This is a genomic window from Burkholderia sp. Bp9142 (assembly GCF_003853415.1).
GTDB lineage: Bacteria > Pseudomonadota > Gammaproteobacteria > Burkholderiales > Burkholderiaceae > Burkholderia.
In genome coordinates, this window is record NZ_QTPP01000058.1 from 1 (window position 1) to 11,880 (window position 11,880).

At 60.8% G+C, this 11,880-nt stretch carries 11 protein-coding genes; 1 reads left to right on the top strand and 10 read right to left on the bottom strand.

What is annotated here, in order from left to right; genetic code table 11:
- The first annotated feature begins 174 nt into the window (after positions 1–174).
- Positions 175–606 (top strand): hypothetical protein, encoded by a 432-nt coding sequence (locus DIE22_RS35685; RefSeq protein WP_124607301.1) that lies wholly within the window; start codon positions 175–177, stop codon positions 604–606.
- A gap of 254 nt (positions 607–860) precedes the next feature.
- On the opposite strand, the gene DIE22_RS35690 is transcribed toward DIE22_RS35685, so the two are convergent.
- Genes DIE22_RS35690 through DIE22_RS35735 form a run of 10 tightly spaced genes read right to left on the bottom strand, consistent with a single transcriptional unit; the run spans position 861 to position 11,803 of the window.
- Entirely contained in the window at positions 861–1,874 is a 1,014-nt protein-coding gene (locus DIE22_RS35690; RefSeq protein WP_124607302.1) for a relaxase/mobilization nuclease domain-containing protein, read from the bottom strand.
- Position 1,875: 1 nt separating this feature from the next.
- The gene (locus DIE22_RS35695; protein ID WP_124607303.1) at positions 1,876–2,412 is read right to left on the bottom strand and encodes a plasmid stabilization protein; all 537 of its coding nucleotides are present in this window, start codon (positions 2,410–2,412) and stop codon (positions 1,876–1,878) included.
- Between the two features lie 8 nt (positions 2,413–2,420).
- On the bottom strand, positions 2,421–3,944 hold the full coding sequence (locus DIE22_RS35700; RefSeq protein WP_124607304.1) for an LPD7 domain-containing protein: 1,524 nt from the start codon (positions 3,942–3,944) through the stop codon (positions 2,421–2,423).
- 56 nt (positions 3,945–4,000) lie between these two features.
- Entirely contained in the window at positions 4,001–5,857 is a 1,857-nt protein-coding gene (locus DIE22_RS35705; protein ID WP_124607305.1) for a PriCT-2 domain-containing protein, read from the bottom strand.
- Entirely contained in the window at positions 5,854–7,572 is a 1,719-nt protein-coding gene (locus tag DIE22_RS35710) for a type IV secretory system conjugative DNA transfer family protein (protein ID WP_124607306.1), read from the bottom strand. Before DIE22_RS35710 ends, DIE22_RS35705 begins: the two co-directional genes overlap by 4 nt.
- Positions 7,569–7,943 carry a hypothetical protein gene (locus DIE22_RS35715; protein ID WP_124607307.1) on the bottom strand — a complete coding sequence of 125 codons (375 nt, stop codon included), beginning with the start codon at positions 7,941–7,943 and terminating at the stop codon, positions 7,569–7,571. Before DIE22_RS35715 ends, DIE22_RS35710 begins: the two co-directional genes overlap by 4 nt.
- 9 nt (positions 7,944–7,952) lie before the next feature.
- Complete coding sequence (gene virB11 / locus DIE22_RS35720) at positions 7,953–9,071, bottom strand: P-type DNA transfer ATPase VirB11 (RefSeq protein WP_124607308.1); 1,119 nt, start codon at positions 9,069–9,071, stop codon at positions 7,953–7,955.
- Positions 9,068–10,294, bottom strand: a complete 1,227-nt coding sequence (virB10, locus tag DIE22_RS35725; RefSeq protein WP_124607309.1) for a type IV secretion system protein VirB10 — start codon at positions 10,292–10,294, stop codon at positions 9,068–9,070. The genes virB11 and virB10 overlap by 4 nt, the downstream gene beginning before the upstream one ends.
- Complete coding sequence (locus tag DIE22_RS35730; RefSeq protein WP_124607310.1) at positions 10,287–11,111, bottom strand: TrbG/VirB9 family P-type conjugative transfer protein; 825 nt, start codon at positions 11,109–11,111, stop codon at positions 10,287–10,289. The genes virB10 and DIE22_RS35730 overlap by 8 nt, the downstream gene beginning before the upstream one ends.
- The gene (locus DIE22_RS35735; RefSeq protein ID WP_124607311.1) at positions 11,108–11,803 is read right to left on the bottom strand and encodes a virB8 family protein; all 696 of its coding nucleotides are present in this window, start codon (positions 11,801–11,803) and stop codon (positions 11,108–11,110) included. The genes DIE22_RS35730 and DIE22_RS35735 overlap by 4 nt, the downstream gene beginning before the upstream one ends.
- Between the last annotated feature and the right edge of the window lie 77 nt (positions 11,804–11,880).

The following is an 11,880-nucleotide window of genomic DNA, read 5'->3' on the forward strand; positions in this document are numbered from 1 at the left end:
CTTCTTCATGTTCGTCTTCTTCTCCGAAAACGAACTTTACTAGACTCCGGTTGGCCCTGTTTGCAGGGGGCAGGTCAGAAGGAAGGGCAGTCGATACATCACATTTCCCGGCGGAGCCATTCATGTCGGCAAAGGAGGCGCCCTGATCGGGGTGACAGTCTGGAGGAATTTTCCGTGGAATTTCTTAGACTTGCGATCATCTTTGGTACCGTCATCGCGATTGCAAAGAGCGTTCAGCTATTTAGTCGTCACTCGCGACACCGGTACGGTTACAGCTTCTTCACGGCATGTGGATTTTGGCTTGCCGCAGTCGGTATTAATCTCACATGGTGGGGATACGTCGGATGGGGAACCGCGATACTGCGTCACGAACCGGCGTGGGCCGGTCTCGTCCTCGTGGCGATGGGACTTGCTGCAGTCATCTGGTTGATCTACGAAAACGTTAGGAACACGGCACCCATATATGGTGTTTCCGGGTCGATCTTGCAACTTGTGCTGTTTTTTCCGGTGGCAGTCTACGGCATCCCGCTTCTCGCGATCACGCTCCTGTTTCTGCTCTTCGTGACGTTCAAGGCCGGACCAGCCTGGTTTTCCGATCGGGAATGAACCCAGCGGCGTGAAACCGCAGTCTCACGTCGAGACACACGGAGCAATATCCTCGGCACTGTTCGAGACTGCCGTCAAGCCGGGTCCGACGGATCATCCGGGGTCCAGCATAGAAGACCGCGTCGCATTTGCGAGCAAAAAGGCGCCGCGCACCCAAACGGGCACTAACTTTCCACACACCCGGGATTTGGATCACAAATACGATTGCTGCCGATTCGCGGCATGATAGCGATAGCCATCATGCACTCTGCTCATCAGCGTTCCACATCCGGCCTGGCACCGTCTGAACGCTCTACGGTATCTGGCACCTGACGATCGGGCTTCTCTCCTCTATCATCCGGCTCACGCCCTACCATTGGTCGATTTCGTTGCACCGGCATGGACCCGACGAAGTACGCCATTTCAACGGCCATCGCGCGATCCTCGCGCGCCCCCGACCTCGCCATTGCGTAGGCTATTTCTCGCCAGGCGACAAATACGCCACCTTGTGCGGCCCATCCTGCGTCCCGCTGCACATCGGTCGGCATTGATTTCCAGTACCTCGGCGTTTCGCCACGCCCCACCATATGGATGACGGGCTGCTTTGGGTAGCGCTGCGTCACGCCACGCACACGCCGCTGCGTCGCATTCGCCTCGACACCATGCTCACGCAGTTTCTCCGCAAAACGCTCGCGCCATCGCTGAAGATCCTTATGACGGGGATTCAGGCGATGGCCGTCCGGACCACGCACCTGTACGCTCAGATGCACATGCGGATGTGCTTCGTCATTGTGTACGGCAAAAACGTACGCCCTGCCGTCACCGAACTCGAGCATCGCGAAATCTCGCGCCGCATCGCGCACTGCCTTCCGATCCGTTCCCGGTGGCATCGACAGCAGGATGTTGAAAGTCTCGCGGCGCGTGCTGGTCTCGGGGATACCCCACCCACCGAATTGCCAGGTCTTCGTGAGATCGTTCAGCGCATCCTTACCTTCAATCCAGTCACCGTTCTGATCTTCCAGTTCGATCCTGCCGTTACGAGAGATATAGCGCAGATGTCGACGTACGGCTCCCATGCCCTGCGCACTCGCCGCCTTGTTGGTGATCTTGACCATGACTTCCGGAGAGCGCCTGAGCGTGCGGGCGACCTGCGCACGCATGCGAGCGGCAGCGTCGCGAATGCCCACATGTGAGAGTCGCGACGCTTGCGCATGTCGTAGCGGATCATGAAACAGGCGATCGCCCCAGTTCACGAGCATCGCGTCGATGTAGATTTTCGGGTATGGCATGTCAACGGCTCCATCGATCAAGGTTCGCGCGCATGATCGCGGCCGTCGTACGCAGGTGTTCGTCAACACGCTTTCGCAATTCCGCCCACTCGAACATCAAATCTCGACGCACCGGCTCGATTTCGTCGGCACGTGCAAGTTTGCCCAACAAACGGCTGATCTCAGCAAGTCGCTGGTTTGATACAAACAGTGCATTCAACTCGGGCTCACCCAACTGCGGTTCCCGGCTCAATTGCGCCCGAATCAGCGATACGATCCAGCGGTTACTGCGTAGGCCCATTGCTGCGGCGCGCCGCTCGACTGCATCCAGCTCCGCACTGGTCAGTCGGATTTCGACGCGATGGCGCGGCTCCCCAACGATCGGTCGAGGCAAGCGCCACATGGTTGTGCCGGACTCGCCGTTCGCATCGGCGCAAATCGCGATTGCGACCAACTGGCGCACGCCCTCGCCCGCTGTCAAACCTCGGCGAGCGCACCAGTCGTCCCAGCGCAACCTGACTGCCCCGAGTTCGACGCACAAACGCTCGCGCACGACCACGATTCGCCTCAGCGAGAAGGTGATGATCGTGATGGCTCGACTGGCGTGGGCTCGAGTTCGCGGGCGGGCGTGCGTTCGGGAGTCTGATGCTTGCGACGATTCCGGCCCGATGGCGCACTCGGATCGAACACCTTCGGCGCCGGGAGCGGAATGCCTTCGCGCTGGAACTCCGCCAGCATGCGTTCAGCGTGCTGCCGCACCCGGGTAACGGAGCGCTCGCTGAAACCCTGTTCGCGCATGGCGGCCGTCAGCACGGCCACATGCAATGCCCGTTCGCCGCCCAAATGGCGCGCATCGTGACTACCATGCAGCTCTGTCTCATCGACTGGAGCACCGAGTGAATCTATAGATCGGGCTTCGTCGGCCTGCGAATGGTCCGGTTTCTGTGAGACTACAACGTCATGGCCCCGCTGCACGATCTCTACCTGCCAGGTATTGCGATGCACGACCTTCTCTTCTTCACCGATCACACTTCCTTCGTCATTCAGGATCGGCATTCGCACGGTGACGAGGCGTTTGCCGAGATTTTCGAGTGTCACGTGCTGCCCGATCTTGGCATTCGCCTCACGCACCGCACGCTCGAGATCGACACCCCACACGACCTGGTCGACGCCCGCCACATCGCGAAATGCCACGTAGTACGAGTCACTGCGCGCTGGATTGTGCTGATACGGGGCATCGCCATGCTCGAGCAGTTCCCCGACGTATCGTCGCGGGATATCGGCTTCGTCGTTTGCAGCACTGCGGCTGCCTTCAGGAATCGGCGGTTCCGACACCGATGCTCGGACCGAAGGGGTTGAAGAATCTCCGTTACGATTCTCGCCTACGTTGACTCCGGATGCGCTTGAAACCATGGCCTGACTCTCTGCGTGACCCAGCACGCTCGCAGCAGTTGGTACCTCGACTTGCGCGACCACCTCGATGCGATTGTCCAACTTCGCCTGCCGCGCATCTGTCAGCCGTGCCAGATCTGCCGCTTTCGGCTCGTAGCCGCTCACGTCAATGCCGAGCAACGTGCCCTGCAACCACGCCTCGCTACGAAACATTTCGTGGCCCGACACACGAATGCGCCGCCACGATTTCGCGTGCACCATATCAATCATCGACTCGACCACGTCCGGCCGGTTGTGCTCGGTGACAAGATATGGCCCTGAATCTTCGAACGCGAGTTGATACGGCGCGTCCTTCAGGAAATACTGGTTGCCAGCGCGCAAGTACCGCTTGCGTACGCGTTCCGGCGGTTGGTCGAGCGGCATACTGGTCGCAGCCATGTCGGCCGGTGTCCCGCTCGACGACCGAGTCTCGGCCTGCCTCGATGTAGTGGCATCGTCACGAATTGCCTGCTCCCGCAATCGCGCTCGAGCGGCATCGAACTCACGCCGGCGCCGAGCCGATACGGCCGCCATTGCAGCCGATTCCAGCCTGTCCCGACGTTCGCCCGACGCAGCCGGTCCGCCACCGTTGGCCGGCAAATCCTGTTCAATCACGTTGATAACCGGATCGGTTTCGTCCGCGGAAGTTCTCAGAGCCATGTGGCACCTCGCATGCTAGAGATCGGCGTTGAATGTCGGCGCGATGCCGGTATGTCTTATCGGTCGGGCATTGAACCGGCTTCGCGAGACGCTTCCTGTTCTCGCGACTTCTCGAGTGCGGCCGCACGCGCTTCGCGGATGCGTGTCCAAGATCTCGCCTGCAACTGATCGAGCATCGCCTCCAGATTGGGGCTGTAATTCAACTCGCGTGCCGACTTCTTCAGCGAACCGACCATGCGTTCCAGCAGATCGCGCGCCCGGTCCCACGGATAGACCTTCGCCTGGTCGCCGTCATAACCCACTTGCAACTCGGATCCGTTCAGCCGGGAGTTTTCATCCATCCATTTCAGACGCTCGGATACAAACGTCATCTGATCCTTGCGGTGGAACACGACACTGCGTGTCGCGACCTGCTGGATCAGATAGTGTTCAGTGTTGAACACCTCCCCCCGATAGGGGCCACCGTTTTCGCGCGGCGTCCCCAGCCTTAGCGGTGAGCCAAACCGATGTTCCGCTAGCGCCCTGACCTCGTTTGGAACGTCGCCCACGCCAAACAACGGCTCACCGATTGGCGGGCGCGTCGACGCAAATCGAGGCGGATCGGCAACCGATGATGCCGCAACCGACAGAACGTTCGGCGGAGAATCCACCGAGGGTGATACCGAACCGGATGCGCTATCCGTTGCCGACACATCCGGTGCGGCCTGTTTCAGTGCACCGCGCTTTGAGGGCCGGCGACGCGGCGTGCCGTCATCTTCCGCCAACAGCTTTTCCTTGACGTTGCTCATTTTCCCGCCCTCCTCATGCTCATTCACCTCAACCACAGTCACGCCGGATTCGGTAGAGATTCCCGATTGACCATCTGCCCTTACAACAGAACGGACCACTGCGCGCAGGTATTCGCCGACCGCTTCAAATCCGCTCAGTACCACCATGTCACTGAAGTCGTTCGGTACCATGTCGTGGATGCGTGCATCTGCGGCGAATCGTGGCCAAACCAGATGTGCCCTCGCGTCTTGCGCCGCACGCCGAGCCTGCGCCTCGCCACTACCCAGTTCACCTAGCAGGATCAGCTCCGCGGCGGGATACTGTTCACGCAAGCTCTGCGCCACCAGCCCCAGGTTCCCACTGGACAGCGCCGCCGTCGCAAACCAGCCTGTGGCTCTTGAAGCCGCCAATGCCGTCGCCATACCTTCCGCGATCAGAACCCGCGAGGGTGCGCTGGCCGGAACCCATATCGGCTCCGTCGTCCAATAGCCCCCTCTCTTCGCGCCGCCAGCTAGGGACGATTTGCAACCGTGTTCGTCGATCAGTTCGAGTGTCGAGATCGATCCGTTCCAGACCGGCACAATCAAAACGCGTCCACTCAGCGCTATCTCCTCGCTGACCGGCGGGTAGCCAAGCAGCGCACGGAGTTCAAGTGCATCGAGCTCACGCAGCGTGTATGCAGGGTCAAGGTGCTTACGTACAAGATAGGGATGCTCCGGGCCGACTGGCCGAGCCCACTGCCAGATTGATGCGGCCTCGTGGGCAACAGCTGCGTGACGTGCTTGCAGTTGAGCCTCCTCCCGTACGCGCTGAGCCAACACCTCGGGGGACGCCGCCAGTACGGTAGTCATGCGATCCGGATAATTCGCCCGCTTCAGATCGAAGCCGTGCTGACGTGCCTGCCAGAAAAGCGTAGCGAGCGTCTTGCCACCCGATGCACTGGCCGAGCGCCACGTCGTCCGGGCCGCACGCTCGTCGTAGTTGGCTGCCGTCCGGCTCCACGCGTCCCAGATTTCAAAGCCTTCGTCACCGAAGCCCTGCTTGAGCGCGAACGCCATGTCGACCCAGGTCTGGTAGTCGTCAGCCGGAATGACGGCAAGCGCTGCACGTGCGCGGTCTGCATCATGCACATTGGGTGTCGTCATTGCCGGGCTCCTACAACTGGAGGACCGCTCACGGCTGCCTGGCGCGCCGGTTCAACAAAATCGAGCTCAGCCACATCAAGATCGTTCACGCTAAGGTAACGTCTCGCCTGCTCAACCTTACTGAGCGGCACGCCCAGCAGCATGAAATGCCGCTTCACGTAGGCCACAGCCTCCTCCTCGCTGATGTCGGCCAGATTCGGCGGTAGATCACGCGGATCCCACGCCTGCAATACTTCCAGGTACTCGTGCGGAAGATGGATGAGCCCCGCACCCTCCGGGTCGAGCTCATCAGGATGCAGATCGCGCAATCGGCGCTCGACCACCGCAGAGAAATGCGCCATGTTCAGGGCACGTACGGACGGCGCGGGCACGACGCGAGACGCAAACTCGGGATCGCGCCAATAGCAAATCTTGTCGGCCAAAATCGGCTTGGTGTTTTCGAGCAAGATGATTTCCTTATCTCGCTCCAGTTCCTTCAACTCCTGCGGCAACAGCAACGGCCGGCGCCGTTCGGATACGCTTTCGCTTAAGCCTCCCCGGCCACCAAAGAATGCATTGGGGCGGCTCACACTGCGCGACTGGTCGGTGAACGTACCGAGCATTTCCGAGTATTCGTTTGCGTCCTTCTGCTCGCGCGGCGCATAGAGGATCTGCATCGCGTGGTTCGTGATGATGGTCCGGGCATCGGATCGACCGTAAACGGATTCAAATTGCGCGATCGATTGCACGATCGACAGCACGCGCAGGTTGAAGCCCGGCATATAGGCAATAGCGCGCGGAAGAATGTGGATCTTTCCGATTGCCGTCATCTCATCGAACAAAAGCAGGCACTGGAACTTGAGCGCAGGATCAGCTTCGGGCAGCTGCTTCGTGTTCAAGTTGATAATCTGCGAGAAGAGCAGGTTCACGATCAAGGCCGCTTCCGACAGATGATCGGGCGTGACACCGATATAGATGGAAATACGTCGACGCCGCAGATCACGCACATCAAAATCGTTCGCGCTCGTTGCTGCGTCGACAATCGGATTGGCCCAGATCGTCAGCGGCGCATTGAAGGTCGCCAACACGCTCGCCAGCACCTTGTCGTCATTGGACAGGAAGCGATTCAGCGCATCCACGCACTGTCCCGAGAGCAAACCACGATGCCGGACCAGCGCTCGCTGCAAATAGGTTTTGACCGGCATGCCGTTGCCCGACGACTGCCGCAGCACTTCTCCCATCGTGACGGGAAAATCGGGAATCGACGCGTCCTTGCCAGCCCGATGCGCATCGCGCCATTCGCACAGCAGAAGCACGATGCCGAGGAACAGATTTCGCGCCTGATCTTTCCAGAAATCGTCGTGGCCGCCCGGTGGATACAGTGCATAGCCGATCGCGAGAACGTCGCCCACCCGGAACAAGCCATCGGAGATCGCCGACAGTGGGTTGTAGCGGTGTGTCCGGCCATCTTCGGCAAACGGATTGAACAGATACACATCCTGTCCATTCGCGCGACGGAAGCCAGCTGTGGCTGCATGGTTTTCCTGCTTGATGTCGAGCACCACCACCGAATCTGGAAAGGTGAGAAGATTCGGGATCACTACGCCAACACCCTTGCCGGAGCGGGCAGGTGCAGCAAGTAACACGAACTGCTGGCCGGCAAACCGCAAATAGCGGCCGCGCCATACCCCCACGACAATCGCAGGCGACGTATTGAGGTGGGCTTGCGTCGTCATAGCAACCCCGCCCGCCGAATTTCAGCCTCGTTCGCAAAACGCGCACTGCCATAGAGATGACGTCGACGCGAGCTCACCCATAGCGCGTGGACGCCCAATACCGGACCACCCAAAGACACGAATACGCCAAACAGCGCCGCCCCCACCAGCTTGCGCCCGATATTCGGCATCAGCCCGTCTCGCCACATCAGCACCGCATCGAGCCAACCCCACAGTCCCGCGTACAGCGGATTAATGCGCAGACTGGCATAGAGGAGGAACGACGCAAGCCAGAGCGACGCTGCCAGTCCAGCCATCAAGCAAGCTAGGGCGACCAACGTCACTACAGCTGTCCGAATATGCTGGCGCAAAGGCGAAGACGGATGGTCCATGGTCGCCCCCTATACAAATGCGGTGCGCGCCTTGCGCCCCGGATCGAACCAGACTTCGGTCATGCCCCAACGCCTGCCGGTCTGTTTACCCTCTGCGTCGAACACCGGGCGTGATTCCATGTGCGCGACGACATCGACTGTCAGAAACAGCAACCTCTTGAGTGCGGCATCGTCCCAGGCGGCGGCCTCCGGATGTTCCTTTGCCATCAGCGCGAATCGCTCGATCGCGACGGTCACATTGGGCGCGTGATAGCTCGTGATCGACCCTGCGTGCCCTGTCGTCAGCAATTTCAGGAAGTCGTAAGCTTCAGCACCACGCAGTTCGGCCAACAGCACGCGATCCGGACGCATGCGCATCGCGCTTGCAATCAGGTCGGCGGGCGTCACCTGCGCGTGACCCTGCCCGCCCTTGCTGTATAGAAGATGAACGCAGTTCTCGATGTGCCGGATGAATAGCTCACGAACGTCCTCGATCGTCACGACCCGCTCGGTCATAGGAATCGAGCGGCACAGGGTCTTCATGAAACTGGTCTTGCCGGACCCTGTATTGCCGACCACCGCGATGTTGCGTTTTCCCGTGACAGCGCGCTCGAAGAAGGTGCACCAGTCATGCTCTTCCAGACACCGGACGAGATTGCGGTCTTCGACAGGCAAGTCCGCCAAAGCCGAATCGAGCCCGTCCGGCCTACGCCATACCGTAGCGTCGAACAATCCCTCGTCGCGACACGCATGCAGCGTCTTTTCGTCTGGGGACGGACGGCGGATCGTGACCGACACCGTCCGCGCCTGCACGACCGGCGGAACCACGATCTGGATACGTGCGTCGTCCGGCAACAGCGCCGACAGAATCGGATGCTGCGACGACACTTCCTGGTTGGTCAGGGTAGCGACCGAGACCGCGAATGACATCAACCGGTCGAAATCGAGATCGGCGTAGTCATGGCCGTGCCAGCCAAGCGAGTTCTCGGTCAACACGCGCTGCGGCCGATTGATCACCAGTTCAGTCACGTGAGGATCGTCGAGCAGCGGCGCGAACGGTCGCATCAGTTCACGCACGGATGCGTCGTCTGGTAATCGAGCGAGCACCACGTCGCGCGACGCATCGAGCAGGGGCGAGTGAATCATCATCGCGCGCCCTCCGGCTGCAGGGCATAGACCGATCCGAAGTCGAGATCGCGCGCAATCACGATCGTGAACTCCCCGCCCTGGTTTTGGGTGAGCGTCGGTGGGATACTGATTGTGCTGTCGAGCACGCGCGAGGCCATGTCGTTGCCCTGCTGTTGTGTGCTCTGGAACACCACCGATCCGTTGGTGTTGCCGCCGCGCGTCGACAGATAGCCGATCGCGTCCTGGGTAACGCCAAGCAGCATTGCTGCACCAATGCGCTGACTCCAGTGGTTGTCCACGTAGCCGTCGATGCCCATGCGGCCGAGTGCGTCGGCCGCCGGGGAATCTATCTCGACCGTGACACCGTTGGGTGTCTTGATACGGGCCGACAGCACGAATACCCGCTTTTGTCCCGGAGACATGTTCGAGCGATACTGGCTGTTGATCTGCGAACCCCGTTCAATCAGCACGACGTTGCCATCGTCGGAATACACGTTCTTGGTGACCGTACAGGTCGACAAGCCAGCCTCGGTCGAATCAAACGCCGTATCACCCGCGCAATCGATCTTGGCACCCTGCGCAAGCACCAGACTCCGATTACCGAGCTTCCCGGCCTGAACACGCGGTGTCACGGTCGGCATCAGCGCCTGAGCAAGCCCGCCCCCCATCTGCCCCGCACCTTGAGCTGACACGCCCGCACCGCCGCTTACGCCGGCGGTAAGCGGGAAAGGTGTGCCACCCGCCCCCTGCACGCCTGGCGCCGCACCCGCGGGCTCCTGTCCACCGCCCGTTGCAAGCAGCGGCGCATCGTAGTAACTGCGAGGTGTCGCAGCGCGTGGGATACGAGCAGGCGTGACCACGCCCGAATTCGATGCGGGACGCACGGCAACCGCGCTTGCTGGTACCGTGGCCGAGGCTGCGCTACCGGCCGACGACGCGGGCAGGTCGTTGAACATACGCCCTTGGGAAGACGTACCGGCCATCGAATCGCGCCGCGCCTTCGCTTCGGCATCGTGCCGCGCGAGAAAACCGTGCACGGTCCAGACGGAGCCCACCCCGACGATCAGCACGATCACGATAGGCGTCAGCCACCAGGCGCGCGGGCGTGCACCACGATATTGCCCCAACGCTGGCATACCGCGATCAGCGGAAGCATTTGACGCGCTCGCGTTCTGGCCACCTTCAGACTGACGGTCGGAGCCGTCGTCGGGCTCAATCACGTTGTGCGGGGTATCGTCATTCATCGCGACGGCTCCGCAGAATGCGCTTCACCCCGTTGACCGTCGTGCCGTCATGAGCGGGCACGCCGTCGATGTCGTAAGCGTCATTCCAGATTCCAACGACCTCTCGTGCGAGTCGCAACACGAATCGCTTCGCCACCTCGTGCACGACGATCGTGTCACCGTCAATGTGCTTGTCGACCACGCTTTCCGTGCCGTCGTCGGCCACCCGGAAAATCGCCGGCATGCGTCGGTTGTTCGGGATACGCAGATACGTAAAACGTCCGTCGTCCCATGCCGCGGTCGGCGCGATGTCGTCGGAGCTCGGCATCACCTGCATTGAATAGCGTGCGTTACGCACGACCGCCGGTTGCGCTAGGCGCTTCGCGACCAACTCGGCGTCCGGTTCCCTCGACGCCCGCTTCGCCAACTCGTCCGGATAGACGAAAGTCACGCGATACATCACGCGGTCATTGCCGAACTTCGACTTCAGCGGAAGCACCACGAGATCAAAGCTGTAGCTATGCCGGTCGGTGCGAATTTCGAGATTTGAATCGTGGGCGGCAAGCTGCGGTTTCAAGTACACATCGTGATCGCCCTTGCTCGCGACCACCTGCCAGCCGTCTCGATCACCAGGCGCGACTACCTGAATGTGTTCGTTGGAACCCAACGCGATATGCGTCGCAAAGCCGCGTTGAGCCTCCACGCGCACCACATCGTCGGCTCGATAGATCACCTGGCGAACGCGCGAGTCACCGTTCCAACCGGGCAGATCAACCGCCCTCGCGCCCCCCACGAACAGTAGGCTCACCAGCGCGATGCCAAACGAAAGCACTCTCATGGCGTGCCTCCTACCGCCGAGGCCGACGGCGTATATTCCGCATCCCGGCTATAGGCCGTGACCTTGAAGCCGAATGGATTGACGATCGCCACGCTCTCACGCGTAAACACGGGCGGCCGGTAGGTATAGGCCAGCGTGATCACGAAGCGCTGCGTCGGCTCGGCATGGGCTTCGCCATTCTTGAACGAAGTCCGTTCGACGTGCACAACCGCACGGCCAGGTTCGTCGGGCGGCAGCGTAACCGAGAGAATCCGGATGCGACGCTCGACACCTGCACCCAACTGCCGATCCAGTGCATCGGGACCGCTGTAGATGCCACGGAAATCGCGAGCAACGACGTCATCGCTCATCGTGAGCACGCTGTCGTAGTCCATCTGCAGCAGACCCCAGTCATAGCGCTCGCGTGCGCGCACATAAGTCTCAACCCAGTGCTTATCCTGGATTTCCTTCGTATGCACATGACGGGCGTCGAGCACGTCGATCACCTGGGATTCGCCCGTCAGGCGATCGACCTCGATGGGGAGAGGCACGACTCGATAAAACGGCACCATCACTGCGAGTGCTACCGTGCTCAGCACGGCAATGCCAACGGCAGCGTAAGCGACATGCCATGCACGACGTTCAGAGCACTCCTGCAGGTGCGTCAGCGACGCCTCAATGTCGAGCACGCGGCCATAATCGTGCGAGCTCATGAGTGATCTCCGGCATCCGGCTGCTGGTCCGGAGCAGCCGGCACGGTCGTTGGCAGGTCAGGCACGGGCGGTACACG

Coding starts and splice junctions, on each gene's coding strand:
- DIE22_RS35690 (WP_124607302.1), bottom strand. CDS start 1,874: ATGCCATACCCGAAAATCTACATCGACGCGATGCTCGTGAACTGGGGC.
- DIE22_RS35700 (WP_124607304.1), bottom strand. CDS start 3,944: ATGGCTCTGAGAACTTCCGCGGACGAAACCGATCCGGTTATCAACGTG.
- DIE22_RS35705 (WP_124607305.1), bottom strand. CDS start 5,857: ATGACGACACCCAATGTGCATGATGCAGACCGCGCACGTGCAGCGCTT.
- DIE22_RS35710 (WP_124607306.1), bottom strand. CDS start 7,572: ATGACGACGCAAGCCCACCTCAATACGTCGCCTGCGATTGTCGTGGGG.
- DIE22_RS35715 (WP_124607307.1), bottom strand. CDS start 7,943: ATGGACCATCCGTCTTCGCCTTTGCGCCAGCATATTCGGACAGCTGTA.
- virB11 (WP_124607308.1), bottom strand. CDS start 9,071: ATGATGATTCACTCGCCCCTGCTCGATGCGTCGCGCGACGTGGTGCTC.
- virB10 (WP_124607309.1), bottom strand. CDS start 10,294: ATGAATGACGATACCCCGCACAACGTGATTGAGCCCGACGACGGCTCC.
- DIE22_RS35730 (WP_124607310.1), bottom strand. CDS start 11,111: ATGAGAGTGCTTTCGTTTGGCATCGCGCTGGTGAGCCTACTGTTCGTG.
- DIE22_RS35735 (WP_124607311.1), bottom strand. CDS start 11,803: ATGAGCTCGCACGATTATGGCCGCGTGCTCGACATTGAGGCGTCGCTG.